Source organism: Streptomyces sp. NPDC035033 (assembly GCF_040636735.1).
In the GTDB taxonomy this organism is placed as follows: domain Bacteria; phylum Actinomycetota; class Actinomycetes; order Streptomycetales; family Streptomycetaceae; genus Streptomyces.
The window spans coordinates 1-24,698 of sequence record NZ_JBEZUZ010000040.1; the positions used below are offsets into that span (position 1 = coordinate 1).

The following is a 24,698-nucleotide window of genomic DNA, read 5'->3' on the forward strand; positions in this document are numbered from 1 at the left end:
CGACGCCGCCTCCGGCCCCGGCCGGGGGGGGGGGGGGCGCCCGCACGCGCCGCCCGCCCCGGGCCGTCCCCGATCACGGGTACGCCGACGGCTCAAGCCGCCGCGGACGGCTCAGCCGCTTCCGGGACGGCTCAGCCGCCCAGCAGCAGCGCCTGGTCCAGCGCCTGGAGGAAACGATTCGTCGTCACCCGGTCCCGGACCGCGAGCCGCAGCCAGTGCCGGTCCAGACCCGGGAACGTGTCCCCGCGCCGGGCCGCGAACCCCAGCAGCCGCAACCGCTCCCGCACCACGTCCGCGCCCTCGATCCGGACCAGCACGAACGGCCCCTCGGCCGCCGCCACCGTCCGCACCTCGTCGAACTCCGCGAGCCCCGCCAGCAGGTGCGCCCGGTCCGTCCCGATCCGGTGCGCCGCCTCCTCCGCCTCCGCCAGCGCCGCCCGCCCCATGCAGGCCTCCGCCGCCACGAGCGCCGGCGTCGACACCGGCCACAGCGGCTGCGCCCGCTCCAGGAGCGCGACCGTCGCGGGCTCCGCGAGCACGTACCCGATCCGCAGCCCCGCGAGGCCCCAGGTCTTCGTCAGGCTCCGCAGCACCACCAGGCCCGGCACGTCCGTCCGCCCGGCCAGCGCCTCCCGCTCGCCCGGCACCGCGTCCATGAACGCCTCGTCCACGACCAGGTACCGGCCCGGCCGCGCCAGCGCCGCGATCGCCTCCGCCGGATGCAGCACCGACGTCGGGTTGGTCGGGTTGCCGATCACCACCAGGTCCGCGTCCTCCGGGACCGCCGCCGGATCCAGCCGGAAGCCGTCCTCCTCGCGCAGCAGCACCCGGCCCACCTCGTGCCCGGCGTCCCGCAGCGCCGCCTCCGGCTCGGTGAACTGCGGATGCACCACCACCGGCCGGCGCACCGGCAGCGCCCGCGCGAGCAGCACGAACGCCTCCGCCGCGCCCGCGGTCAGCAGCACCCGGCCCGGCGGGAGGTCGTGCCGCGCGGCCACCGCCGCCCGCGCCGAACGCCCGTCCGGGTAGAGCGCGAGACCTGTGAGGGAGTGCGCGATCCGTTCCCGCAGCCAGTCCGGCGGGGTGTCCGTCCGGACGTTGACCGCGAGGTCGATGAGCTTCTCGTCCCGGACCTCGGCGTCACCGTGATGACGCAGGTCGTGGGTGTGGCTGCCCGTGTGAGGGCCGTCCGTGTGGGTGTCCATGTCCGCCGTCGTGTGGGGGGTGGGGATGTGGGGGGAGTCAGGCTCGCCAGCGATGTACCCGCACGTCAAGGGCAACAACCGTGCGACGGACGTCACTTCGTCCGCCCCGGACCCCTCCTTCTCGGGAGGAAACGGGACGGAAGCGGCTATCGCGCACGTCACCCGCCGCGACTTCCGCTTCGGCACGAGCAGCACCGCGCCCGGCCCCGCCGCCCGCAGCGCCGCCGCCTCCGCCACCGACGCCGTCCCCGTCGCCGCCAGCGGCACCCGCGACGGATGCGGCACCGCCACCCCGGCCAGCTCCCGGGCCGGAAAGCCCGTCACCGGCACCCCGAGCCGCTCCGCCGCCGCCACGATCCCCGGCTCCGCCACGCGCGCGTCCAGCGTCGCCAGCCCCCGCACGCGCGCGTGCCCCGGCCCGCCCGCCTCCGCGAGCGCCGCCCGGACCAGCGCCAGGACCTCGTCCGCCGTCGCCCCCGAGCGGGCCCCGACGCCGACGTGCACACCAGGCCCCCCATCCGCTACCAAGGGGCCATGGCTGTGGTCGTCGCGCTCGGCGCGTTCCTCATGACGCTCTTCGGCGGCTGGGTCGCGCAGCGCGTCACCGACCGCCGGCACCTCGTCCTCGGACTGGCGGGCGGGCTGATGCTCGGCGTCGTCGGACTCGACCTGCTGCCCGAGGCCCTGGAGGCCGCGGGGGAGGAGGTCTTCGGCGTCCCCCAGGCCCTGCTGCTCTTCGTCGGCGGCTTCCTCTTCGCCCACGTGGTGGAACGCCTCCTCGCCACCCGCCGCGCCGCCCACGGCGCCGAGGCGGGGGAGAGGACCCCGCAGGTCGGACTCGTGGCGGCCGGCGCCATGGTGCTGCACAGCCTCATGGACGGCGTCGCGCTCGGCGCCGCCTTCCAGGTCGGCGGCGGCATGGGCGCCACCGTCGCGCTCGCCGTCATCACCCACGACTTCGCCGACGGCTTCAACACGTACACGCTCACCAGCCTGTACGGGAACGAGCGCCGGAAGGCCCTCGCCATGCTCGTCGCCGACGCGATCGCCCCGATCGCCGGCGCCGGCCTCGCCACCCTCCTCACCCTTCCGGAGGAACTGCTCGGCAGCTATCTCGGCTTCTTCGGCGGCGCCCTGCTCTACCTCGCCGCCGCCGAGATCCTGCCCGAGGCCCACCACACCCACCCCGCCCGCACCACCCTGCTCTGCACGGTCGCGGGCGTGGCCTTCATCTGGCTCGTGGCGGGCCTCTCCGGCCACTGAACTCACCCGCAGCGCCCCGCGAACCGGGCGGCGGCCTCCGGGGCGCCCGCCCAGTGCGTGTGCACGTAACTGGCGTGCACCCCGCCCCGCACGAAGCCCTCCACCCTCCGCTCCGGCTGCCGCAGCCCCCAGGCGGGAAGCGCGCCCGCGCCCGGCTCGATCACCGTGCGGTGGAACTCGTGCCCCCGCATCCGGGTCCCGGCGGCCGCGAGCACGCTGTCGTTCACCGCCACCGCGTCCCGGTACCCGAGCGTGAGGCGGGACGACATCCGCGCGTCCGCGTCGAGGACCCCGCACATCGGCGTCCCGTCCAGCGTCCGCGCCAGGTACAGCAGCCCGGCGCACTCGGCCGCGACCGGCGCCCCCGAGGCGGCGAGCTCCGCCACCGCTTTCCGCAGCGGCTCGTTGGCGGCCAGTTCGGCCGCGTACATCTCGGGGAACCCGCCCCCGATCACGAGCCCGGAGGTCCCCTCCGGCAGCGCCTCGTCCCGCAGCGGGTCGAAGGTCACGACCTCGGCCCCGGCGGCCCGCAGCAGCTCCGCGTGCTCGGCGTACGAGAACGTGAACGCGGCCCCGCCGGCGACGGCGACGACCGGCCGCCGCCCCGCCGGGGACTCCGCCGCCGGCGGCGCCCACGCCTCGACGGCCATCGGCGGCGCCGACCGCGCGAGCGCGAGGAGACCCTCCAGGTCGCACCCGGCCCGCACCTGCTCCGCCTGCGCGGCCACCGCCTCCACGGCGGCGGCCTGCCGCTCCGCGACCGGGATCAGCCCCAGGTGCCGCGACGGCGTCGCCACGGCGGGCGCCCGCCGCAGCACCCCGAGCACCGGCACCCCGGACTCCTCCAGGGCCTCCCGCAGCAGCTCCTCGTGCCGGTCGCTCGCGACCTTGTTGAGGATCACCCCGCCGAGCCGCACCTCCGGGTCCCAGGAGGCGAAGCCGTGCACCAGCGCCGCCACCGACCGCGACTGCGAGGAGGCGTCCACGACCAGCACCACCGGCGCCCGCAGCAGCTTCGCGACCTGCGCCGTGGAGGCCAGTTCGCCCTGGCCCGCGGCGCCGTCGTACAACCCCATCACGCCCTCGACCACGGCCAGGTCGCAGCCGCGCGAGCCGTGCGCGAAGAGCGGGGCGATCCGCTCCGTCCCGCACATGTACGCGTCGAGGTTGCGGCCCGGGCGGCCGGTGGCGAGCGCGTGGTAGCCCGGGTCGATGTAGTCGGGCCCCACCTTGTGCGGGGAGACGGCGAGCCCGCGGGAGGCGAACGCGGCCATCAGGCCGGTCGCCACCGTGGTCTTGCCCGCCCCCGACGACGGGGCCGCGATGACGAGACGTGCTACCACTCGATGCCCCGCTGGCCCTTCTGACCCGCGTCCATCGGGTGCTTCACCTTCGACATGTCCGTCACCAGGTCGGCGAAGTCCACCAGCTCCTGCGGCGCGTTGCGGCCGGTGATGACGACGTGCTGCTGGCCCGGGCGGTTCCGCAGCACCTCGACGACCTCCTGCACGTCGATCCAGCCCCAGTGCAGCAGGTACGCGAACTCGTCGAGGACGTAGAACTTGTACCGCTCCTCGGCCAGGTCCCGCTTGACCTGCTCCCAGCCCTCGCGCGCCTTGTCCTCGTGCGACTGCTCGCCCTCGGCGACCTCGCGCTGGATCCAGGACCAGCCCTCGCCCATCTTGTTCCAGGTGACCGTGCCGCCCTTGCCGGTCTCGCCGAGCGCCTTGAGGGCGTTCTCCTCGCCGACCCGCCACTTGGCGGACTTCACGAACTGGAAGACCCCGATCGGCCAGCCCTGGTTCCAGGCGCGCAGCGCCATCCCGAAGGCGGCCGTCGACTTCCCCTTGCCGACGCCCGTGTGCACCATCACCAGCGCCCGGTTGCGGCGCTGACGGGTCGTGAGGCCGTCGTCGGGCACGACGGTCGGCTGTCCCTGCGGCATTAAGCGGCCCTCCTGACAGAGCGGTTGACTTGTGCTTCCCGGACGAGCCCGGCGATCGCGTCGGCGCGCAGCTCGTCCAGAGTGACGGCGGTGCCGTCCAGATCACGGGCGAGGCTCCCGGCCAGACCGAGCCGCACCGGGCCCGCCTCGCAGTCCACGACCACGCTCGCCGTGCCGTCGGCGGCGTGCAGCCGGGCGGCCCGCGCGGCCAGCCCCACCGGGTCCGGCCCGCCGCCGGTGGCCCGCCCGTCGGTCACGACCACCAGCAGCGGCCGGCGCGAGGGGTCCCGCAGCCGCTCCACCCGCAGCACGTCGTGCGCCTTGAGCAGCCCGGCGGCCAGCGGCGTACGGCCCCCGGTCGGCAGCTCCTCCAGACGGGCGGCGGCCGCGTCCACGGAGGACGTCGGCGGCAGCGCCAGCTCGGCGCCCCGCCCCCGGAAGGTCACCAGACCCACCTTGTCCCGCCGCTGGTACGCGTCGAGCAGCAGCGACAGCACGGCGCCCTTCACCGCGCCCATCCGCTTCCGCGCCGCCATCGAGCCGGAGGCGTCCACGACGAACAGCACGAGGTTGCCCTCGCGCCCCTCCCGGACCGCCTGCCGCAGATCGTCCCGGCGCACCACGAGCCCCGGACCGGACCGCCCGCGCGCCCGCTGGTGCGGTGCGGCGGCCCGGACGGTGGCGGCCAGGTGCAGCTTGGTCAGCGCGCCCCGGGGCCGGGTCGCGCCGGTGGTCCGGCCGTGCTCGGTCCGGGCCCGGGACCGCCGCCCGGCGGCCCCGTCGCCGACCCCGGGCACGCTCAGCATCCGCGTACGGAACGGCTCGGCGGCCTTCACGGCGGCCCGCTCCCCGGCCGCGCCCTGCGGAACGGGCGCCTGCTCGGGCGCCCGGCCAGGTGCCCGCTCCGGTACGGAGTCGGTCTCGGGCGCGGCCCCCTCACCGCCCTGCGGCGGCACCCCGCCACCACCACCGGGCCCGCCGTCCCCCGGCCCGTCCGGCCCCGGGTCCGGGTCGTCCTCGGGCTCGTCCCCCTTGAACCGCTCCAGGGTCTCGTCGAGCTTGTCCTCGTCCATCCCCGGCGCGTCGAAGGGGTTGCGCCGCCGCCGGTGGGGGAGCGCGAGCAGCGCGGCCTGCCGCACGTCCTCGCTCGTGACCTCCTCCCGCCCGGCCCACGCGGCGAGCGCGGTCGCGGTCCGGGCCATGACGATGTCGGCGCGCATGCCGTCGACCTCGAACGCGGCGCAGGTGGCGGCGATCTGGAGCAGCACGGCGTCCCCGAGGGACACCTTCGGCAGCAGCTCCCGCGCGGCGACGATCCGCTCCCGCAGCGCGGCCTCCTCGCCGGCCCACCGCTCGGCGAACCCGGCCGGGTCGTCCTCGAACGCGAGCCTGCGCCGCACCACCTCGACCCGCTCCTCGGGCACCCGGGAGGCGGCGACCTCCACGGTCAGCCCGAACCGGTCGAGCAACTGCGGCCGCAGCTCGCCCTCCTCGGGGTTCATCGTCCCGACGAGCAGGAACCGAGCGGCGTGCCGCACGGAGACGCCCTCGCGCTCGACGTGCGAGGCGCCCATGGCGGCGGCGTCGAGGAGGTGGTCGATCAGGTGGTCGGACAGCAGGTTGACCTCGTCGACGTACAGGATCCCCCGATGGGCGGCGGCGAGCAGCCCCGGCTCGAACGCCTTCACCCCCTCGGCGAGCGCCCGCTCGATGTCGAGCGCCCCGACGAGCCGGTCCTCGGAGGCCCCGACGGGCAGCTCCACCATCCGCGCGGCCCGCGCCTCCGACTCTCCGTCCAGGTGAGGCCCGTCCGGACACCCCGGATCGGGCGAGCCCGGGTCACAACTGAACCGGCACCCGGCGACGACGGCCACCTCGGGCAGCAACTCGGCGAGCGCCCGCACGGCGGTGCTCTTCGCCGTTCCCTTCTCGCCCCGCACGAGGACCCCGCCCACGGCCGGCGAGACCGCGTTCAGCAGCAGCGCGAGCCGCAGATCGTCCATCCCGACGACGGCGGTGAACGGATACCGGGTGCTCATCGCGTGTTCCTCTCCAGAAGATGACTGTCGGCCGCCGACGGCGGGCGACCGCCCACGGGGGCCACCCGCGGGCGGGATTCCGCCCCGCGCCCCCTCACGGGGCACCCGGCGGTACGAACGGGAGCCCCTTGGGCGCCCCGTCCTCGATGAGCCGCAGCAGCGCGTCCGTGTCGGCGTGCTCCTCGATCAGGTCGCCGAGCCGGTCCAGCTGCTCCTCGCGCAGCGTGCCGAAGGAGGTGTCGGGGGCCGGGACGAAGGCGCGTCCGGCCGCCGCCGCGACCTCGCGGAGGAAGGCGCGCCGGAAGCCGTCGCTCTCCAGGGAGCCGTGCCAGTGGGTGCCCCAGACGGAGCCGACCCGGCACCCGTCGAGGAACGGCTCGCCGCCGAGCACCTCGGCCACGCCGTGGTGGATCTCGTACCCCTCGACCCGCTCGCCGAGCGCCTCGCCGACCGGCCGGGCGAGGGTCTTCTCGCGCGCGAACCGGACCCGTACGGGCAGCAGCCCGAGCCCGTCGACGGCGCCCGCCTTCGACTCGACCTCGTCCTCGATGTGCGCGCCGAGGGCCTGGAAGCCGCCGCAGATGCCGAGGACCGGGCGGCCCTCGGCGGCCCGCCGGGCCAGAGCGCCGGCCAGCCCCCGCTCGCGCAGCCACGCCAGCGCCTTGACCGTCCCGCGCGTGCCCGGCACGACGACGAGGTCCGCGTCGGCCAGCTCCTCCGGCCGGTCCACGAACCGCACGATCACGCCCGGCTCGGCGGCCAGCGCGTCCACGTCGGTGAAGTTCGACATCAGCGGCACGGCGCAGACCGCGACCCGCAGCACGTCCGCGCCGAGCGGCGGCGCGACGACCGACTCGCGGACGGTGCCCCGCAGGGAGACCCGGAGCCCGTCCTCCTCGTCGATGCCGAGCCCGTGCGCGTACGGCAGCACGCCGAGGGTCCGGCGCCCGGTCAGTCCGTGCAGCATGTCGAGGCCCGGCTCCAGCAGGGTCACGTCGCCGCGGAACTTGTTCACCAGGTAGCCGGCGATCAGCTCCTGGTCCTCGGGGGCGAGCAGCGCCGTGGTGCCGAAGAACTGGGCGAAGACCCCGCCCCGGTCGATGTCGCCGACCACGACCACCGGCAGCCGGGCGGCCCGCGCGATGCCCATGTTGACGATGTCGGTGCGCCGCAGGTTGATCTCGGCCGGACTGCCGGCGCCCTCGCAGATCACCGCGTCGTGGGTGGCCCGCAGCTCCTCCAGGCAGGCGAGCACCGGCTCGAAGAGGGTCTGCTGCCGCCCGCCGTGGTAGCCGCGCGCGCTCATCTCGCCGACCGGCCTGCCCATGAGCACGACCTGGCTGGAGCGGTCGCCGCCCGGCTTGAGCAGCACCGGGTTCATCAGCGCGGTCGGCTCGACGCGGGCGGCCTGCGCCTGCATGGCCTGGGCGCGGCCGATCTCGGCGCCCTCGCGGGTGACGAAGGAGTTGAGGGACATGTTCTGCCCCTTGAACGGCGCCACCTTGACGCCCTGCCGGACCAGCCAGCGGCAGATGCCCGCCGTGACGACGCTCTTGCCCGCGTCGGAGGTCGTCCCGGCGACGAGCAGCCCCCCACCCTTCACTTCGTCCTCCGCTTCACCGTGTCCGTGATCAGCCGGCCGCCCACGCAGACGGCCAGCGTCAGCCAGGTCACCCGGCGGGAGAGCCGGACGGCCCGGTCGACGTCGGCGACCTCCACGGGCCGCCCCTCCCCGTTGAGGACCGGCCGGTGCTCGACCCGCCCGCCGTACGAGAGCGTCCCCCCGAGCCGTACCCCGAGCGCGCCCGCGAAAGCCGCCTCGACCGGTCCGGCGTTGGGGCTGGGGTGCCGTCCGGCGTCCGCCCGCCAGGCCCGGACGGCGCCGCGCGGGTCACCGCCCGCGAGGACGGCGAGGGCGGCGGTGAGCCGGGCGCCCGGCCAGCCGGCCAGGTCGTCGAGGCGGGCGGAGGCCCAGCCGTAGCGGCGGTGGCGGGGCGACTTGTGCCCGACCATGGCGTCCAGGGTGTTGACCGCCCGGAAGCCGAGCAGCCCCGGCACGCCCGCGACCGCGCCCCAGACGAGGGCGCCGACCACGGCGTCGGAGGTGTTCTCGGCGACGGACTCGACGACCGCGCGGGCCATCGCGGGGCCGTCCAGGGCCTCGGGGTCGCGCCCGACGAGGTGCGGCATCCGCTCCCGGGCGACCTCCAGGTCGCCGGCGGCGAGCGCCCCGCCGATCGCCCGGGCCTCCCGGCCCAGGGTGGTGCCGCCGACGACGGCCCACACGGCGGCGGCGGTCAGGGCGGTGGAGGCGGCGCGGCTGCCCCGCGCCGTACGGGCGGCCAGCGCTCCGGCGGCGACGGCGCCGCCCGCGCAGACGGCGGTGTGCAGGGCGCCCCGGCCGCGGTGGTCGCGCCACAGGCGCTTCTCGACGGCGGCGGCGGCCCGCCCGAAGGCGGCGACGGGGTGCCCGCGGCGGGGGTCGCCCACGAGGGCGTCGACGGCGAGGCCGACGGCCGCTCCGTACGCGAAGACTGCGGTGGCTCGGGAAGCCACGGGGGTGCGGCCGGGCATGGCGGCGTGTCCTCACTCAGGGTCCGCGCCCTGGGTCGACGTGACGGGCGGCGAGAGTTCCTGGCTCCCGGCCCCGCTCTCGCGGGTCCGGTCACAGTGGCGGGACCGCGCCGGATTCGCACCGGGCTTCCTCTCCATTGCCGCCGTACTGGCCCCGGAAGTCCACCACGCCCCGCGAAGGGCCGTCAACTCACCCTTGACCTGCGACGGGTCACTGTGCGAAGCGCCACAGACACGAAGGCCGGGCCCGCCCTCGGAGGAGGTGCGGGCCCGGCCCCGGAGCGGCGCGGGTCAGGCGACGATCAGATAGATGCCGTACGCGACGGCCGCCGCGCACAGCGCGAAGCAGGCGTAGGCGCCGGTCCGGGCGAGGACGGCGGAGCCGCCCGCGGCGGCGGCCTTCTCCTGCTTGCCGAGGCCGACGATCCCGAGGGTGAAGAGGCCCACGAGGGCGACGGTCGCCACGAGGCTGACTCCGAAGACGGAGCCGAGAGCTGCCCAGTCGATCTTCATGGCTTGGTTTCCCGTTTCCTTGGAGGTCTTGGAGGTCTCAGACCGCGGCGGCGGGGGCCGGGGGAGCGGCCGGGTCGCCCGGCGCCGGCGCGTGGATGGTGGTCTTGAGGCCCTCGTCCGCGACGGCGGCGACGGAGCCGGCCGGCGGCGGGGTGACGGCCGCGATGGCGGTGGTCACGACGCCCGCGGGCTCGGGGGTGTTCTCGTCGTCATCGTCGTTGACGTTGGTGTGGTCGACGACCTGGCGGCGGGAGACGAGCCAGATGCCGAGGCAGGAGGCGACCAGGAAGCCCGCGACCAGGTAGACGCCCCAGTCGCCCTGACGGGCCACGAACTCGGCTCCGGCCGCGACCAGGCCGGCGGCCGGCAGGGTCAGGCCCCAGGCGGCGAACATGCGGGTGGCGGTCGACCAGCGGACGACACCGCCCTTGCGGCCGAGGCCCGCGCCCATCACGCCGCCGGAGCAGACGTGCGTGGTCGAGAGGGAGTAGCCGAGGTTCGAGGAGGCCAGGATGACGGTGGCCGCGCTGGTCTGGGCGGCGAAGCCCTGCTGCGGCTGGAGGTCGGTGAGGCCCTTGCCCATGGTGCGGATGATGCGCCAGCCGCCGAGGTAGGTGCCGAGCGCGATCGCCAGACCGGCGGAGACGATGACCCACAGGGGCGGGTTCGAGCCGGGGACGAGCGCGCCGCCGGCGACCAGGGCGAGGGTGATGATGCCCATGGTCTTCTGCGCGTCGTTGGTGCCGTGGGCGAGGGAGACCAGGCCGGCGGAGGCGATCTGACCGGCGCGGTAGCCCTTCTCCGTGGTCTTGGCGTCCGCGTTCCGGTCCAGGCGGTACGTCAGCCGGGCGGCCAGCATCGCGGCGACGCCGGCGACGATCGGGGCGGCGATCGCGGGGATGAGGACCTTGGTGACGACGACCCCGCCGTTGACACCGCTGAAACCGATCGAGGCGACGGTCGCGCCGATGAGGCCGCCCATGAGGGCGTGGGAGGAGCTGGAGGGCAGTCCGACCAGCCAGGTCAGCAGGTTCCAGAGGATCGCTCCGACGAGCGCGGCGAGGATGACTTCGGGCTGGATGCCCTCCTCGTTCACGAGTCCCTTGGAGATCGTGTTGGCGACCTCGACGGAGAGGAACGCGCCGACCAGGTTGAGCACGGCGGACATGGCCACCGCCGTCTTGGGCTTGAGCGCACCGGTCGAGATGGTCGTGGCCATCGCGTTGGCGGTGTCGTGGAAACCGTTCGTGAAATCGAACACGAGAGCTGTCACGACCACAATGGCGAGCAGCAGCGTGATGTGTTCCATTTACCCAGGCAATCGTTTGACGTCAGTGGCTCGTCGAACGTAGGCAACCTGAGTGAACGGAAGGTGAACTGGGCAGGGCATCACGGTGTCCCTAACCGGGGTCACGAGGTTCCGCTTAGCCCTTCGGAGCCCCCCGGTGTCCACCATGTGGTCACCCGTGACCGCCGGTGATCCCGCCCCTCGCGGGCCCCGCCGCCCCCGCGCCGCCCTCCGCCCGCCCGCCGCGTTCCACCCCCTGGACACCCCCGGGCGGGGTCATCCGGACGAGGCAGCCGCCGAGGAGACCCTTGTCACTCTCCAGAGGCACCCGCCGGACCCCCGCCGGGCCTCCGCCGGACTCCCCCCGGCCCCCGTCGGGCACCCGCCCGGCCCCGTCCGGTGGCGGCCTCCCCGCCCCGTGACGAGACTGACGGGGTGCGCCCGGCTACAGCGACGGCAGCGGCCGTCACCACCCTGATCGGTGTCGGTGCGGCCGCCGTGGCGGCCGGCCGCTACGCCAGCGACGTCGCCCTCAAGGCCACGTCCGGACGGCCCCTCCCCGGCGACCCCCGCCTCACCGTGCACGCCACGGGACCGGAGCGGGTCACCCTCACCCGCAGCCTCGCCTCCCTGCGCCCCGGTACGTACGGGATGACGGCGCCCGGACTGCACGCGGTCGCCGGCCCCGTCCTCGACCGCGTCCCGCACACCGCCGACACCGTCGTCCGCCGCCTCGAACGGGTCGAGCTCGGCGCCCTCGGCCCCGGCAGCCGCGTCCGGCTCACCCCCCAGCTGCACACCGGGACCCCGGAGACCGCCCTCGGCCTGCCCCACGAGGACATCGAGATCCCCGGCGAGCTCGGCCCCCTCCCGGCCTGGCTCGTCACCGGCCCCCGCCCCACCTGGGTGGTCACCCTGCACGGCCTGGGCGCCACCCGCGAGCACGCGCTGAACCTCGTCCCCTTCTACGCCCGCCGCCGCGTCCCCGTCCTCGTCCCCGCCTACCGCGGCGACGAGGGCGCCCCCGCGCCGGCGGAGGGCCTCGCCCAGCTCGGCGACACCGAGTGGCGCGACGTCGACGCCGTCCTGCGCCACGCGGTCCGGCTGGGCGCGGCCAAGATCGTCCTGCACGGCTGGGGCACCGGCGCCACGATGGCGCTGCGCGCCGCCGCCGAGTCGGGGGTGCGGGACCGGATCGTCGGCCTCGTCCTGGACTCGCCGGTCCTCGACTGGGAGGCCACCGTCCGCAACCTCGCCGCCGCCCGGGGCGTCCCGGGACCGCTGCTCCCGCTCGCGGTCCGCGCCGCCCTCGGCCGCACCGGCCCGCACGCCGACCGGGTGGCCGCCGCGAGCGCGCCGGACGCGCTGCGCGTCCCCGTGCTGCTGGCCCACGGGCCCGACGACACGATCGCCCCCTGGGAGCCCTCGGTCGAGCTCGCGGCCCGCCGCCCGGACCTGGTCAGCCTCCTCACGGTCCGCCAGGCGCCCCACGCGGCGATGTGGAACGCGGACCCCCTCCGCTACGAAGAAGCCCTCCGCCGCCACCTCACCCCCCTCATGTAGCCCCGCCCCGCCGCGGGCTGCGCCCGCCGGGGCTGGTTGCGGTGCTGCCGCGCCGTTCCGTTGTGGGCCGCGCCACCGTTTCGTTGTGGGCAGGCGTTCCGCAAGGGGCGGAACGGGTGGGCACAACGGAACGGCACCCTTAGCGGTGCCTCCGCGACCGGGCCTGAACCCGCACCCGTACGGCGCCGTACAAGGGGTGCGGGCCCAGGCCCGGAAAGCCTAGGCCCGGCAGGGGGCGCCGTCCCTGTGCCCACCCGTCCCGCCCCAGCGGGACGATTGCCCACAGGGACGGCGGGCGCAGCCCACGGCGACGCCCGGTGACGGCGTGCCGCATTCCGATTGGGCTTTCGGGCCGTCAGCGGGAAGACTGCCCCCGTGACGTCTCGAAAGCCCGATGAACCATTGGCGCGCAACTCCAGACTCCGACTCGTCCGTCCGCGGTCGCTGGCCACCGCCCGACGGGCCGCGACGACGCGGCGCACCCGGCCTGCCCCGAGACCGCCCGAGGGCACCCCGCCCCGCGCGGAACTGGCCCGGCAGGCCCGGCTCGTCCTCGCCGACGCCGTACGGATCGCCCGCTGGGCCGCCACCCCGCGCGGCCCGCAGGCGGGTCCCCGGACGGCCGCCGTCCAGACCGCCGCCCCGGCCTCCGCTTCCGGCCCGCTCGACGGCCCCGCCGCCGTCGAACGGGCCGCCGCCGACCTCGGTCTGACGCCCGGACGGATCCGCGCCGGCTGGGACCGGGCCCGGCTCGCCGGCCTCGTCGAGCTGCACGGCGCCACCGTCCGCCCCGGCTGGCGGCTCCAGGCCTGGGACCGCGACGACTCCGCCGTGCTCCGCGGCTGGGTCGCCCTCCTCGACGCCTGGTCGCTGGTCCACCCCGCCCCCGAGGGCGTGGCGCCCGGCGCGGTCGCCGAGGTCGTGGAGGCCGTGCCGCAGGTCCTGTCGCTGCTCCAGCTCTCCCAGGGCCCGGTCGCCGTCCCCGTCCTGCTCGACCTCCTCGGGCAGCGCGTCGACGAACTCCGCGAGGAGCGCTGCGAGGTGCCCGCCGACGGCGCCCCCGCCCCGGCGCCCGCCCCCGGGGAGGGGCTGCCCTCCCTCCTCGACTGGGCCCTGGAGGGCCTCGCCGAGGTCGGCGCGCTCACCCTCGACGGGGGGAGCGGCCCGGACGGACGTCACGCCACCCTGACCCCCCTCGGCAACTGGGCGGTCTGGGTCAAGCTGGAGCAGATCTGCGTCGCCGCGCAGAGCCCCGCCGGCAACATCGAGCAGTCCGCCGCCGACATGCTCCGCGGCTGCGCCCGGCTCACCCCGGGCCCGGCCCGCGACGAGTACCGCGCCTGGCTCGCCGCCCGCACCCTCTCCAGCGCGATCGCCGAACTCCTCGCCGCCGCCCGGGGCGAGGACGCCCTGCTGCGCGGCCTCGCCTTCGAGGCGCTGCGGGTCGTCGGCGCCCCCGCGGAGGCGGAGGTCCGCGCCGCGGTCGCCGAGCCGTCGCTGCGCCCCTACGCGCTGCTCTGGCTCGCCGAGTACGAGGGCACCGACCCGGACGACGCCCCCGAGGTCCTCACCCGCGAGGAGGCGACCTGGCTCTGGGTGGACACCGCCGCGGCCGTCGCCGACCACGGCGAGAGCGAGCTGCTGGTGCGTCACCTGGACTCGGCGGTCCAGGGCACCGTGCCCGCGCTGCTCGACGAGGTCAGGGCCGTCGGCCACCCCCGTACCGTGCAGGTCCTCGTGGCGCTGGCCGCCGCCCACCCCGACCCGGCCCTGGCCAAGGCGGTCCGCCGGGCCGCCTTCCAGGTCCACACCGGAGGGGCCTGACCGGCCGCCGGGCCGCCCCGGATCAGTCCGCCGTGCCGGGGGCGTACGTGCCGAAGCCCCACACGTTGCCCTCGGCGTCCCGGGCCATGTAGTCCCGGGAGCCGTACTCCTGGTCCGTGGGCGGCATCACGATCTCCACGCCGTGCGCCACGGCGCGCGCGTGGTGCTCGTCCACGTCCCGGACCCGGACGTAGACCCCGACCGGGCCGGACCCGGCCATCAGCTTGTCGAACGTGCTGCCCGTGCCGGAGCTGCCGAGCATCACCGTCCCGTTCCCGTGGCTCAGCTCGGCGTGCGCGACCAGGCCGTCCTCGCCCTCGTAGACCGCGGTGGCGGTGAACCCGAAGGCCTCCGTGAGCAGTCTGATCGCCGCCTTCGCGTCCCGGTACCTCAGCGCCGGACAGATGTCGGGTGCCTCGGACATCCCGCTCACTCCCTCTCGTGCCCGCTGAATGTGATCTGGGACACAGTCTCACAGGCGGCACCGACAGCCCGCCGGAAGCCCGCCGGAAGGGCGGGCGGCGGGCTCAGCGGAAGGTGTTGCACCGCGCCATGTCGCCGGTCAGGTAGCCCGTGCGGAACCACTGCTGCCGCTGTTCGGCCGAGCCGTGCGTCCAGCTCTCCGGGGTCACCCGGCCCTGGAAGCGCTCCTGGATCCGGTCGTCCCCCACGGCCGCCGCCGCGTCCAGGCCGTCCCGGATGTCGGCGTCGTCGAGCCGGGTGATCAGTGGCCGGCCGGTGACGTCGTCGGGGGTCCCCGCCGCGTGCCGGGCCCACACGCCCGCGTAGCAGTCGGCCTGGAGCTCGACGCGGACGGCGTTGGAGTCCGCGCCGGTCCGCCCGTCCTGGGAGCGGCTGAGCGTCCCCATCAGGTTCTGGATGTGGTGCCCGTACTCGTGGGCCACCACGTACGCCTGCGCGAAGGGGCCGCCGCTGGAGCCGAACGTGGTCCGCAGCTCCTCGAAGAAGCCCAGGTCCAGGTAGACCTGCCGGTCGCCGGGGCAGTAGAAGGGGCCGACCGCCGAGCTCGCCGCGCCGCAGGCGGTGTTCACCCGCTGGGTGAAGAGCACGGTGGAGGCGGGGGAGTAGGTGCCGCCCCGGCGGGTGTACTCGTCCCGCCAGTAGTCCTGGAGGCTGTTGACCACGGCCACCGTCCGGCAGTCCTGGCGGCTGTTGGCGTCCGCGCCGGTCCGGCAGGCCCGGTTCACCCGCTCCGCCGAGGAGGCGCTGGCCGCGGGCTCCTCCTCGCCGCCGGAGGAGAGGCCCAGCTGGTCGGGGCCGACCCCGAAGAGGATGCCGAGGACCAGGGCGACGAGGCCGATGATCCCGCCGCCGACCGTCGCCTTTCCGCCGGGGACGCGGCTGCCGCGGACGTCCTTCACCTCCGAGGTGTCCAGACGGGCGTCGTCGTCGAACTGCACGGTCCACCTCCGCGTCACCGCGGCGGTCCGACCGCCGCCCTCCGCCGAGTATCGGACGATCACCAGCACTCCGCCCCTTTTGTTCCCTCTGTGGCGCACTGAGACGAAAATCCCGATCCTTCGTCCGTCGTCCGTGTGGCCGAAAACCAGTTGCAGACGCCCGTTAGACTGGCCGCATGGCCGTTCTCCTCTGGGTGCACTAGCGGCGCCGACGCCCCCCACCAGCCGTCTCTTCCGCCGTCTTCCCACCGCCCTGGAGTCTGTCCGTGATCACCGCTTCCGGCATCGAGCTGCGCGCCGGCGCCCGCATCCTCATCGAGAACGCTTCCTTCCGCGTCGCCAAGGGCGACCGCATCGGCCTCGTCGGCCGCAACGGAGCGGGCAAGACCACCCTCACCAAGTGCCTGGCCGGCGAGGGCCAGCCCGCCGCCGGCACCATCACCCGCTCCGGCGAGGTCGGCTACCTCCCGCAGGACCCGCGCACCGGCGACCTCGACGTCCTCGCCCGCGACCGCGTCCTGTCCGCCCGCGGCCTCGACGTCCTGCTCCGCAAGATGCGGCAGAACGAGGAGCGGATCGCGAACGGCTCCGGCGCCACCCGCGAGAAGGCCCTCAAGCAGTACGAGCGCCAGGAGACCGAGTTCCTCACCAAGGGCGGGTACGCCGCCGAGGCCGAGGCGGCCACCATCGCCGCCGCCCTCGGCCTGCCCGACCGCGTCCTCGGCCAGCCGCTGCACACCCTCTCCGGCGGTCAGCGCCGCCGGATCGAGCTGGCCCGGATCCTCTTCTCGGACGCCGACACGCTCCTCCTCGACGAGCCCACGAACCACCTCGACGCCGACTCGATCACCTGGCTCCGCGACTACCTCAAGACCTACCGCGGCGGCTTCATCGTGATCTCCCACGACGTCGACCTGGTCGAGACCGTCGTCAACAAGGTCTTCTACCTGGACGCCAACCGCTCCGTCATCGACGTCTACAACATGGGCTGGAAGCTCTACCAGCAGCAGCGCGAGGCCGACGAGAAGCGCCGCAAGCGCGAGCGCCAGAACGCCGAGAAGAAGGCCGCCGCGCTCAACTCGCAGGCCGACAAGATGCGCGCCAAGGCCACCAAGACCGTCGCCGCGCAGAACATGGCCAAGCGCGCCGAGCGCCTGCTCTCCGGCCTGGAGGCGGTCCGGGTCTCCGACAAGGTCGCCAAGCTGCGCTTCCCGGAGCCCGCGCCCTGCGGCAAGACCCCGCTCACGGCCGAGGGCCTGTCCAAGTCGTACGGCTCGCTGGAGATCTTCACCGACGTCGACCTGGCCATCGACAAGGGCTCCCGGGTCGTCATCCTCGGCCTCAACGGCGCCGGCAAGACCACCCTGCTCCGCCTCCTCGGCGGGGTCGAGCAGCCCGACACCGGCCAGGTCACCCCCGGCCACGGCCTCAAGCTCGGCTACTACGCCCAGGAGCACGAGACCCTGGACCCGGAGCGCACGGTCCTGGAGAACATGCGGTCGGCCGCGCCCGACCTCGACCTGGTCGAGGTCCGCAAGGTGCTCGGCTCCTTCCTCTTCTCCGGCGACGACGTCGACAAGCCGGCCGGCGTGCTCTCCGGCGGCGAGAAGACCCGGCTCGCGCTCGCGACCCTGGTCGTCTCCTCGGCCAACGTGCTCCTGCTCGACGAGCCCACCAACAACCTGGACCCCGCCAGCCGCGAGGAGATCCTCGGCGCGCTGCGCACCTACAAGGGCGCGGTCGTCCTGGTCACCCACGACGAGGGCGCCGTCGAGGCGCTCGACCCGGAGCGGATCATCCTGCTCCCGGACGGCGTCGAGGACCTGTGGGGCCCGGACTACGCGGACCTGGTCGCCCTGGCCTGAGCCCGGGCTGGATCATTCGGCGCATCGCCGGATCCGTCATCTGAGTGAGAAGGTCTCATACCCCCGGCGCGGGCCCCTGCTGAATCCTTCCGGCAGGGCCCGCGTCGTACGTTCGTTCCCCCTGTGTCGCTGACCTGGCGGTTCCTTGATCCATCCGGCTGGACATCGGGTTCCGGCTGCGCGGAATGAGCGCTTCCGATCGTGAGGACGCCGTACTCGTCCGCAAACCCGGCAGGGCGGACCTTGTCGAATGGGTGGCCAGGAGAGCGGGGAGGGGTGATCATGAGAAGTCCAGAGCGCACTTCCCATGAGGAGGCACGGGTGGCCGAGACTCTGAAGAAGGGCAGCCGGGTGACCGGCGCCGCGCGCGACAAGCTCGCGGCAGACCTGAAGAAGAAGTACGACTCCGGTGCGAGCATCCGGGCGCTGGCCGAGGAAACGGGCCGCTCCTACGGATTCGTCCACCGGATGCTCAGTGAATCCGGAGTGACGCTGCGTGGTCGCGGCGGAGCGACGCGAGGCAAGAAGGCGGCCTCGGCCTGACGCCGGGGGCGGCTCGACCGGTCCACCGGGACCCTCCCGGTGGGCACCCGGTCGGTCCTGGGGCGGACCGGGTGGTTACTGTGCAGTCACTTAGCATCGGATGCAGTGCTGCACCGGAACCGGAGGCGCCCCATGACCACGCCCGACGACTCCCAGCTCGTCTTCGACAAGGACGGTGTACGGCTCACCGTCGAGGACGCCGTTGCCACGGTGACCCTGACCAATCCGGCGAAGCGCAACGCCCAGTCTCCCGCTCTGTGGCGGGCGTTGACGGAAGCCGGCCGGTCTCTTCCGGGCAGCGTGCGGATCGTCGTCCTGCGCGGTGAGGGCAAGTCCTTCTCCGCCGGACTCGACCGACAGGCCTTCACGCCCGAGGGCTTCGACGGAGAGCCGTCCTTCCTCGACATGGCGCGGGGTTCCGACGCGGACCTCGACGCGGTCATCGCCGAGTACCAGGAGGCGTTCACCTGGTGGCGCCGCAGCGACCTCGTGTCCATCGCGGCCGTCCAGGGCCACGCCATCGGTGCGGGCTTCCAGCTCGCCCTCGCCTGCGACCTGCGGGTCGTCGCCGAGGACGTGCAGTTCGCGATGCGCGAGACCAGCCTGGGCCTCGTCCCGGACCTGACCGGGACGCACCCGCTCGTCTCCCTCGTGGGCTACGCCCGCGCCCTGGAGATCTGCGCCACCGGCCGCTTCGTCCACGCGGACGAGGCCGAGCGCATCGGCCTGGCCAACATCGCCGTGCCCGCCGCCGAACTCGACGCGGCCGTACGGGACCTCAGCGCGGCCCTGCTCGCCGCGCCGCGCGACGCGGTCGTCGAGACCAAGGCGCTGCTCCAGGGCGCCTCCGGCCGCTCCTACGAGGACCAGCGCGTCGCCGAGCGCGCCGCCCAGGCCCGCCGCCTGCGCGACCTCGCGGGCCTCGGCGACTGACACCGCACCGCCCCGCTAGCGCACCTCCGTGACCAGGACGGTGACCGCGGTGCCCGAGGGGGCCGCCGCGGTCGCCGCCGCGCGCGCCGCCCGGGCCGTCTCCACCGCCGGGCGGTCCGCCGTCACCGCGAACTCCACCCGCACCGCGTCCGCCGCCCGGTGCACCGGCGGCCCCAGCGCGTCCGTCACCGCCGCCACGCCCGGCACCCGCAGCACCGCCAGCGCCACCGGGTCGTCCACCGCCGGCGAGGTCCGGCCCGGCGGCGGGGGGACGTCCCGCGCCGCCGGGGCCTCGTCCAGCAGGTCCGTCACCCGCAGATCGGCCTCCGTCACCGCCAGGCCCAGCCCCGCCGCCGCCGCGAGGAGCACCGCCCGCACCTCCCCGGCCGCCTCGGGGAGCGACCGCCCGGCCGCCGCCACCACCGCGAACTCCGCGTCGATCCGCAGCGGCCCCGCCGGCAGCCCGCCCGGCGGCACCGGGAACGGCCGCTCCGGAGCGGCCTCCGGCTCCGGATCCGCCGCGCCGACCCGTAGCGGGCCCGGCACCACGCCCCGTACCGCCGAGGCCGCCCGCCCCAGCACCTCCCGCGCGGCCCGCTCCGCGAGCCACGCCCCGTCCGCCGCCGTGCCGAGCGGCAGCAGCCTGCCCGGCGCCAGGCGGTCGCGCACCGCCGCCGTCCAACTGTCACCCGTGGTCATTGCCCCAGCCTGCCGTATCCCTGGGGCGAGGTCGGGTAACCGCACTTAATCTGAGCGAAGAACCCCGAAATATCCCAGAAGGGGCTGAATCAGATGACGGACAGTGAACGCAGCGGTGAGACCACCACGGTCACCAAGAAGGGCGTCGGCGCCGCCGCCACCCGCGGCCGGACCACCATCGCCGACGGAGTGGTCGAGAAGATCGCCGGAATGGCCGCACGCGACGTCGTCGGCGTCCACGCCATGGGCAGCGGGCTCTCCCGCACCCTCGGCGCGGTCCGCGACCGCGTCCCCGGCGGAGGCGGCAAGGCCGGTGTCACCCGCGGGGTCAAGGCCGAGGTCGGCGAGGTGCAGACCGCCCTCGACCTGGAGATCGTCGTCGACTACGGCGTCTCCATCGCCGACGTCGCCGGCGCCGTCCGCGAGAACGTGATCGCGGCCGTGGAACGGATGACGGGACTGGAGGTCGTCGAGGTCAACATCGCGGTCAGCGACGTGAAACTGCCCGACGAAGAGGAAGACGAGCCCGAGTCGCGGCTCCAGTGACCGACCGGTGAGGACGACGGGCCCACAGGGCCCGGAAAGGGGTTCAGGATGAGCATGGCCGTGGTCGGCCTACTGGCCGGCATGGGACTCGGCTTCGCCGGGTACTTCGGCGGCTTCGGGGCGTTTCTGCTGGTCGCCGCCCTGGGCGCGATCGGCTTCGTGGTCGGCCGCTTCCTCGACGGCGACCTCGAACCCGGAGATCTGTTCCGCAGCCGCGACCGCGTCGACCGCCGGCGGTGACGGCGGGTGGTCACCGACGTCACGGAACGCCCGCCGGTACGGGAGCGGGGCGCGACCACGATCGCCGACCGGGTGGTCGCCAAGATCTCCGCGCAGGCCGCCCGGGAAGCCCTGGGCGGCGTGCCGGAGGGCGGCCACCCGCCGCACGCCTCGGTCGTCGTCCACCGGGACGCGGCCCGGATCTCGATCAGCCTCGAACTCGGCTACCCGACGGACGTCGGCCGCCGCTGCGGGGCCGTCCGGAGCCGGGTCCGCAGCCGGGTGGAGGGCCTGGTCGGCATGGAGGTCCACGAGGTCGCCGTCCACGTCGAGCGCCTCCACTCCCCGCACACCGCGCCCACCGCCCGGAAGGGGCGCCTGGCATGACGACGACACCCGAACGGCCCAGCGCCGCCCCGGAATCCGACGGCGGCGCCGTCCCGGTCCTCTCCGGGAGCCGGGAGGTCCCCGACCGGGCCCGGCGCTTCTGGTCCGTCCGGCGGATCCCCGCCGCGCTGCTCGCCGCCGTCGTCCTCGGCGGCGCCGGACTGCTGCTGTACGACGTGGCCGCCGTCCGGGCCGACCGGTCGGCCATGAGCTGGCGGCGCGAACTCGCCGACGGGCTCGCGACCCGGCCCCTCGACGACCCCTGGGTCCTCGCGGGCGCCGCCGTCGCCGCCCTGCTCGGCGTCTGGCTCCTGGTCCTGGCGCTCACCCCCGGCCTGCGGGCCGTGCTGCCGATGCGCCGCACCCACCCCGACGTACGGGCCGGGCTCGACCGGGAGGCCGCCGCGCTCGCCCTGCGCGACCGGGCCATGGAGGTCTCCGGCGTGCAGTCCGTGAAGGTCCGGGCCGGCCGCGCCAAGGTCGCCGTCCGGGCCGTCTCCCACTTCCGCCCGCTCGACGACGTCCGCGCCGACGTCGAGTCCGTCCTCACCGACGGCATCGAGGAACTCGGGCTCGCCCGCCCGCCCGCGCTGACCGTCCGGGTGGACCGCCCGTCGAAGAAGGGATGAAGGCACCCGTGAACGCCCCCGTCACCACCGTCCTCCGGCGCGTCAACCGGGTCCTGCTCGGCCTCGCCGGGCTGCTGCTCCTCCTCGTCGGCGGCGCCGTCCTCGCCGCCGCCCTCGACCTGCCCGTCCCCTCCTGGTGGCCCTGGGCCGGCCCCGACGACGTGCTCCTGACCGCCGCCGACCGCCGGCGGTGGCGCGAGGAGAGCTGGTGGTGGCCGGCGGTCATCGCCGCCCTCGGGGTCCTGGTCCTGCTCGCCCTGTGGTGGCTGCTCGCCCAGTTCCGCCGGGGCCGGCTCGCCGAGGTCCTCGTCGACACCGGCGACGGCGACGCCGCCGTGCTGCGCGGCCGGGCCCTGGCGGGCGTCCTGGAGGCCGACGCCGCCGCCCAGGAGGGCGTCGCCCAGGCCCGCGTCGCCCTCACCGGCCGCCGCACCGCCCCCCGCACCCGCGTCGCGCTCCTCCTGGAGCCGTACGCCTCCCCGGGCGAGACCCTGGCCCGCCTCGGCGGCGAGGCCCTGACCCGGGCCCGGACCTCCGCGGGCCTGGCCGCCCTGCCCACCGAGGCCCGCCTGCGGGCGGTCAAGCACCGGGCCCGCCGGGTGAACTGAGCCCGGACCGCGGCCCCGTCAGAAGCCGTGGCGGGCGCCGCCGTCCACCGGCAGCATCAGCCCCGTCAGGTACGAGGCGGCGGGGGAGAGGACGAAGGCGGCCGTGCGGCCGAACTCCTCCGGGGTGCCGTAGCGGCGCAGCGGGATCTTCGCCTCGTTGGCCGCGCGGGCGGCCTCCGCGTCGCCGGAGAGGGCGTCGAGCTGCCGGACCCGGTCCGTGTCGATCCGGCTCGGCAGCAGGCCGACCACCCGGATCCCGCGCGGGCCCAGGTCGTCGGCGAGGGACTTGGCGAAGCCGGCGAGTCCCGGGCGCAGCCCGTTCGAGATCGTCAGGCCCGCGATCGGCTCGTGCACCGACCCCGACAGGACGAAGCCGATCACCCCGCCCTCGCCCAGCGTCTCGGCCGCCGCCCGGGCGAGCCGGACCGCGCCGAGGAAGACGGTGCCGAAGGCCGCCGTCCACTCCTCGTCGGTGTTGTCCGCGGCGAAGCCCGGCGGCGGGCCGCCGACGCTGATCAAAATGCCGTCGAAGCCCCCGAACCGGGCGCGGGCCTCCGCGATCAGCCGGGCCGGCGTCTCCGGGTCGTCGTTGTCGGCGGCGAGGCCCGCCGCCCCCTCGCCGAGCGCGGCGGCCGCCTCGGCGACGGTCGCCTCCTCGCGCCCGGTGATCAGCACCCGGGCGCCCTCGGCGAGCAGGGCCTCCGCGGAGGCCCTGCCGAGCCCCCGGGTCGCGCCGGTGACGACGTACACGCGGTCCTTCAGTCCAAGATCCATGGGCCTATCCTGCCGCCTCGTCCCCGGCCAGGGCGAGAGCCGTGCCCACCAGGCCGATGTGGCTGAAGGCCTGAGGGAAGTTGCCGAGCTGGCGGCCCGTCGCCGGGTCGTACTCCTCCGCGAGCAGCCCCACGTCGTTGGTCAGCTCCACGAGCCGTTCGAACAGCTCCCGGGCCTCCGCCTCCCGCCCGGTCGTCCGCAGCGCGTCCGCGAGCCAGAAGGAACAGACGAGGAAGGTGCCCTCCCGGCCGGGCAGCCCGTCGACCGCGCCCGAGTCGGGGCTGTAGCGCCGCAGGAAGCCCTCGTGGGTCAGCTCCGCCCGCACCGCGTCGACCGTCCCCACCACCCGGGGGTCGTCCGGCGGCAGGAAACCCACCCGGGGGATGAGCAGGGTGGCGGCGTCGAGCTCCCGCGAGCCGTACGACTGGGTGAAGGTGTTCCGCACGGGGTCGTACGCCTTGGCGCACACGTCCGCGTGGATCTCGTCGCGCAGCGCCCGCCAGCGGTCCGGCTCCCCGGGCAGCGAGGGATCGTCCTCCAGGGTGCGCACCGCCCGGTCGGCCGCCACCCACGCCATCACCTTGGAGTGGGTGAAGTGCCGGCGCGGACCGCGCACCTCCCACAGCCCCTCGTCGGGGTCGCGCCAGTGCGACTCCAGGAAGCCGAGCAGGCTCAGCTGGAGGTTCCAGGCGTGCCGCTCGGCCGGGATGCCCGCCGCGCGCGCGAGGTACAGGGTGTCCATGACCTCCCCGTACACGTCGAGCTGGAACTGCTCCACCGCCGCGTTCCCGATCCGTACGGGGAGCGAGTCGGCGTAGCCGCGCAGCCAGGGCAGCGAGGTCTCGGGGAGCCGCCGCTCGCCGGCCGGTCCGTACATGATCTGGAGGTCGGCGGGGTCACCGGCGACCGAGCGGAGCAGCCAGTCGCGCCAGGCGGCGGCCTCCTCGGCGTATCCGGCGGCGAGCAGCGCGCCCAGGGTGAGGGAGGAGTCCCGCAGCCAGCAGGCCCGGTAGTCCCAGTTCCGCACGCCGCCGATCTCCTCCGGCAGGGAGGTGGTGGGGGCGGCGACGATCCCGCCGGTGGGGGCGTAGGTGAGCGCCTTGAGGGTGATGAGGGAGCGGACCACGGCCGCCCGGTACGGCCCCCGGTAGGCGCAGCGGCCGACCCACTCCCGCCAGTCGGCGAGCGAGTGCTCCAGCGCCTCGTGGGGGTCGACGAGCGCGGGCCGCCGCTCGTGGGAGGGGTGCCAGGTGAGGACGAACGCGACCCGCTCCCCGGCGGCCACGGTGAAGGCGGAACAGGTGGCGTACTGCTGGCCCCAGGTCTTCACGGGCGGCTCGCTGCGCAGCCAGACGGCGTCGGGCCCGGCGACGGCGACCCGGTGCCCCTCGGACCGCCGCACCCACGGCACGATCGAGCCGTAGTCGAAGCGGAGGCGGAGCACGGAGTTCATCTCGACGCGGCCGCTGAGCCCCTCGACGATCCGGACGACGTCCGGGGCGCGGTCCCGCTGGGGCATGAAGTCGGTGACCTTGACCGTGCCGGTGCGGGTCTCCCAGTACGTCTCCAGGACCAGGGAGTCCTCGGCGTAGCGGCGGGAGGTGCAGGCGGTGGCGCCCGTGGGGGCGATCCGCCAGTGACCGTTGTCCTCGTCGCCGAGGAGGGCGGCGAAGCAGGCGGCGGAGTCGAAGCGGGGCAGGCACAGCCAGTCGATCGAACCGTCGCGGCCGACGAGCGCGGCGGTCTGGAGATCACCGATCAGGGCGTAGTCGTCGATGCGTCGGGTCACGCTCTGGGCTGTTCCCGGAAGCGGCCGCGGTCAATCAGCGCGGGCCGGGCGGGGACCGCCGGGGGCTCGGC

At 75.3% G+C, this 24,698-nt stretch carries 24 protein-coding genes and 1 riboswitch; of the genes, 11 read left to right on the top strand and 13 right to left on the bottom strand.

Translation table 11 applies throughout. From position 1 onward, the window contains the following. Positions 1–131 precede the first annotated feature (131 nt). Positions 132–1,709 carry an Rv2231c family pyridoxal phosphate-dependent protein CobC gene (gene cobC / locus AB0E83_RS18120; RefSeq protein WP_362112134.1) on the bottom strand — a complete coding sequence of 526 codons (1,578 nt, stop codon included), beginning with the start codon at positions 1,707–1,709 and terminating at the stop codon, positions 132–134. 30 nt (positions 1,710–1,739) lie between these two features. Between cobC and AB0E83_RS18125 the strand changes: the two genes are divergently transcribed. Beyond that, positions 1,740–2,468: a ZIP family metal transporter gene (locus AB0E83_RS18125; RefSeq protein WP_362112137.1), complete on the top strand. Its 729-nt coding sequence runs from the start codon at positions 1,740–1,742 to the stop codon at positions 2,466–2,468. A 2-nt stretch (positions 2,469–2,470) separates the two neighbouring features. Here AB0E83_RS18125 and AB0E83_RS18130 read toward each other — a convergent pair whose 3' ends face one another. The 7 genes from AB0E83_RS18130 to AB0E83_RS18160 all read right to left on the bottom strand — a co-directional run bounded on the left by AB0E83_RS18130 (position 2,471) and on the right by AB0E83_RS18160 (position 10,848). Then, on the bottom strand, positions 2,471–3,811 hold the full coding sequence (locus AB0E83_RS18130; protein ID WP_362112140.1) for a cobyrinate a,c-diamide synthase: 1,341 nt from the start codon (positions 3,809–3,811) through the stop codon (positions 2,471–2,473). Continuing rightward, positions 3,805–4,413 carry a cob(I)yrinic acid a,c-diamide adenosyltransferase gene (gene cobO, locus AB0E83_RS18135; RefSeq protein WP_362112143.1) on the bottom strand — a complete coding sequence of 203 codons (609 nt, stop codon included), beginning with the start codon at positions 4,411–4,413 and terminating at the stop codon, positions 3,805–3,807. The genes AB0E83_RS18130 and cobO overlap by 7 nt, the downstream gene beginning before the upstream one ends. Beyond that, positions 4,413–6,452: a putative cobaltochelatase gene (locus AB0E83_RS18140; protein ID WP_362112145.1), complete on the bottom strand. Its 2,040-nt coding sequence runs from the start codon at positions 6,450–6,452 to the stop codon at positions 4,413–4,415. The genes cobO and AB0E83_RS18140 overlap by 1 nt, the downstream gene beginning before the upstream one ends. A 94-nt stretch (positions 6,453–6,546) precedes the next feature. Next, positions 6,547–8,055, bottom strand: coding sequence for a cobyric acid synthase (locus tag AB0E83_RS18145; RefSeq protein WP_362112148.1), 1,509 nt, complete (start codon positions 8,053–8,055; stop codon positions 6,547–6,549). Further along, positions 8,052–9,026 (bottom strand): cobalamin biosynthesis protein, encoded by a 975-nt coding sequence (locus AB0E83_RS18150; RefSeq protein ID WP_362112151.1) that lies wholly within the window; start codon positions 9,024–9,026, stop codon positions 8,052–8,054. Before AB0E83_RS18150 ends, AB0E83_RS18145 begins: the two co-directional genes overlap by 4 nt. A gap of 54 nt (positions 9,027–9,080) precedes the next feature. After that, positions 9,081–9,160, bottom strand: a riboswitch (cobalamin riboswitch). 157 nt (positions 9,161–9,317) lie between these two features. Continuing rightward, the gene (locus tag AB0E83_RS18155; protein WP_030492788.1) at positions 9,318–9,539 is read right to left on the bottom strand and encodes a hypothetical protein; all 222 of its coding nucleotides are present in this window, start codon (positions 9,537–9,539) and stop codon (positions 9,318–9,320) included. Between the two features lie 37 nt (positions 9,540–9,576). After that, positions 9,577–10,848, bottom strand: coding sequence for an inorganic phosphate transporter (locus AB0E83_RS18160; RefSeq protein ID WP_362112154.1), 1,272 nt, complete (start codon positions 10,846–10,848; stop codon positions 9,577–9,579). Positions 10,849–11,262: 414 nt separating this feature from the next. On the opposite strand from AB0E83_RS18160, the gene AB0E83_RS18165 reads away from it, so the two are divergent. Both AB0E83_RS18165 and AB0E83_RS18170 read left to right on the top strand, forming a co-directional pair. Further along, positions 11,263–12,390, top strand: a complete 1,128-nt coding sequence (locus AB0E83_RS18165) for a hypothetical protein (protein ID WP_362112157.1) — start codon at positions 11,263–11,265, stop codon at positions 12,388–12,390. A gap of 402 nt (positions 12,391–12,792) precedes the next feature. After that, positions 12,793–14,214, top strand: a complete 1,422-nt coding sequence (locus tag AB0E83_RS18170) for a hypothetical protein (protein WP_362112160.1) — start codon at positions 12,793–12,795, stop codon at positions 14,212–14,214. A 22-nt stretch (positions 14,215–14,236) separates the two neighbouring features. Here AB0E83_RS18170 and AB0E83_RS18175 read toward each other — a convergent pair whose 3' ends face one another. Together AB0E83_RS18175 and AB0E83_RS18180 are read right to left on the bottom strand one after the other, a co-directional pair. Beyond that, positions 14,237–14,638, bottom strand: a complete 402-nt coding sequence (locus AB0E83_RS18175; protein WP_362112163.1) for a VOC family protein — start codon at positions 14,636–14,638, stop codon at positions 14,237–14,239. 103 nt (positions 14,639–14,741) lie between these two features. Continuing rightward, positions 14,742–15,635, bottom strand: a complete 894-nt coding sequence (locus tag AB0E83_RS18180) for a neutral zinc metallopeptidase (protein ID WP_362112166.1) — start codon at positions 15,633–15,635, stop codon at positions 14,742–14,744. A gap of 266 nt (positions 15,636–15,901) precedes the next feature. On the opposite strand from AB0E83_RS18180, the gene AB0E83_RS18185 reads away from it, so the two are divergent. The 3 genes from AB0E83_RS18185 to AB0E83_RS18195 all read left to right on the top strand — a co-directional run bounded on the left by AB0E83_RS18185 (position 15,902) and on the right by AB0E83_RS18195 (position 18,976). After that, positions 15,902–17,500: an ABC-F family ATP-binding cassette domain-containing protein gene (locus tag AB0E83_RS18185; RefSeq protein ID WP_362112169.1), complete on the top strand. Its 1,599-nt coding sequence runs from the start codon at positions 15,902–15,904 to the stop codon at positions 17,498–17,500. Positions 17,501–17,821: 321 nt separating this feature from the next. After that, entirely contained in the window at positions 17,822–18,043 is a 222-nt protein-coding gene (locus AB0E83_RS18190; protein ID WP_006123601.1) for a helix-turn-helix domain-containing protein, read from the top strand. Positions 18,044–18,175: 132 nt separating this feature from the next. Next, on the top strand, positions 18,176–18,976 hold the full coding sequence (locus AB0E83_RS18195) for an enoyl-CoA hydratase/isomerase family protein (protein WP_362112172.1): 801 nt from the start codon (positions 18,176–18,178) through the stop codon (positions 18,974–18,976). A 15-nt stretch (positions 18,977–18,991) separates the two neighbouring features. Here the strand turns inward: AB0E83_RS18195 and AB0E83_RS18200 are convergent, their stop codons facing one another. Next, on the bottom strand, positions 18,992–19,675 hold the full coding sequence (locus AB0E83_RS18200; protein WP_362112175.1) for a hypothetical protein: 684 nt from the start codon (positions 19,673–19,675) through the stop codon (positions 18,992–18,994). 93 nt (positions 19,676–19,768) lie between these two features. Here AB0E83_RS18200 and AB0E83_RS18205 point away from each other — a divergent pair, with 93 nt between their 5' ends. The 5 genes from AB0E83_RS18205 to amaP are packed head-to-tail and all read left to right on the top strand — an operon-like array spanning position 19,769 to position 22,064. Then, positions 19,769–20,221, top strand: coding sequence for an Asp23/Gls24 family envelope stress response protein (locus AB0E83_RS18205; protein ID WP_362112178.1), 453 nt, complete (start codon positions 19,769–19,771; stop codon positions 20,219–20,221). A gap of 48 nt (positions 20,222–20,269) precedes the next feature. Beyond that, complete coding sequence (locus tag AB0E83_RS18210) at positions 20,270–20,461, top strand: hypothetical protein (RefSeq protein WP_362112181.1); 192 nt, start codon at positions 20,270–20,272, stop codon at positions 20,459–20,461. A 6-nt stretch (positions 20,462–20,467) separates the two neighbouring features. Beyond that, positions 20,468–20,827: a hypothetical protein gene (locus AB0E83_RS18215; RefSeq protein WP_362112184.1), complete on the top strand. Its 360-nt coding sequence runs from the start codon at positions 20,468–20,470 to the stop codon at positions 20,825–20,827. Further along, positions 20,824–21,456, top strand: a complete 633-nt coding sequence (locus AB0E83_RS18220; protein WP_362112187.1) for a DUF6286 domain-containing protein — start codon at positions 20,824–20,826, stop codon at positions 21,454–21,456. Before AB0E83_RS18215 ends, AB0E83_RS18220 begins: the two co-directional genes overlap by 4 nt. Continuing rightward, a complete protein-coding gene (amaP, locus tag AB0E83_RS18225) occupies positions 21,453–22,064 on the top strand; it encodes an alkaline shock response membrane anchor protein AmaP (protein ID WP_362112190.1) in 612 nt (203 codons plus the stop codon). The genes AB0E83_RS18220 and amaP overlap by 4 nt, the downstream gene beginning before the upstream one ends. 18 nt (positions 22,065–22,082) lie before the next feature. Here amaP and AB0E83_RS18230 read toward each other — a convergent pair whose 3' ends face one another. Together AB0E83_RS18230 and AB0E83_RS18235 are read right to left on the bottom strand one after the other, a co-directional pair. Then, entirely contained in the window at positions 22,083–22,838 is a 756-nt protein-coding gene (locus tag AB0E83_RS18230) for an SDR family oxidoreductase (RefSeq protein ID WP_362112193.1), read from the bottom strand. 4 nt (positions 22,839–22,842) lie between these two features. Further along, positions 22,843–24,627 (bottom strand): glycoside hydrolase family 15 protein, encoded by a 1,785-nt coding sequence (locus AB0E83_RS18235; RefSeq protein ID WP_362112196.1) that lies wholly within the window; start codon positions 24,625–24,627, stop codon positions 22,843–22,845. Positions 24,628–24,698: the final 71 nt, after the last annotated feature.

Excerpts from the sequence above, each read along its gene's own strand:
- AB0E83_RS18125 (WP_362112137.1), top strand. The coding sequence starts at position 1,740 with ATGGCTGTGGTCGTCGCGCTCGGCGCGTTCCTCATGACGCTCTTCGGC.
- cobO (WP_362112143.1), bottom strand. The coding sequence starts at position 4,413 with ATGCCGCAGGGACAGCCGACCGTCGTGCCCGACGACGGCCTCACGACC.
- AB0E83_RS18140 (WP_362112145.1), bottom strand. The coding sequence starts at position 6,452 with ATGAGCACCCGGTATCCGTTCACCGCCGTCGTCGGGATGGACGATCTG.
- AB0E83_RS18150 (WP_362112151.1), bottom strand. The coding sequence starts at position 9,026 with ATGCCCGGCCGCACCCCCGTGGCTTCCCGAGCCACCGCAGTCTTCGCG.
- AB0E83_RS18155 (WP_030492788.1), bottom strand. The coding sequence starts at position 9,539 with ATGAAGATCGACTGGGCAGCTCTCGGCTCCGTCTTCGGAGTCAGCCTC.
- AB0E83_RS18160 (WP_362112154.1), bottom strand. The coding sequence starts at position 10,848 with ATGGAACACATCACGCTGCTGCTCGCCATTGTGGTCGTGACAGCTCTC.
- AB0E83_RS18175 (WP_362112163.1), bottom strand. The coding sequence starts at position 14,638 with ATGTCCGAGGCACCCGACATCTGTCCGGCGCTGAGGTACCGGGACGCG.
- AB0E83_RS18195 (WP_362112172.1), top strand. The coding sequence starts at position 18,176 with ATGACCACGCCCGACGACTCCCAGCTCGTCTTCGACAAGGACGGTGTA.
- AB0E83_RS18200 (WP_362112175.1), bottom strand. The coding sequence starts at position 19,675 with ATGACCACGGGTGACAGTTGGACGGCGGCGGTGCGCGACCGCCTGGCG.
- AB0E83_RS18205 (WP_362112178.1), top strand. The coding sequence starts at position 19,769 with ATGACGGACAGTGAACGCAGCGGTGAGACCACCACGGTCACCAAGAAG.
- AB0E83_RS18210 (WP_362112181.1), top strand. The coding sequence starts at position 20,270 with ATGAGCATGGCCGTGGTCGGCCTACTGGCCGGCATGGGACTCGGCTTC.
- AB0E83_RS18220 (WP_362112187.1), top strand. The coding sequence starts at position 20,824 with ATGACGACGACACCCGAACGGCCCAGCGCCGCCCCGGAATCCGACGGC.
- amaP (WP_362112190.1), top strand. The coding sequence starts at position 21,453 with ATGAAGGCACCCGTGAACGCCCCCGTCACCACCGTCCTCCGGCGCGTC.
- AB0E83_RS18230 (WP_362112193.1), bottom strand. The coding sequence starts at position 22,838 with ATGGATCTTGGACTGAAGGACCGCGTGTACGTCGTCACCGGCGCGACC.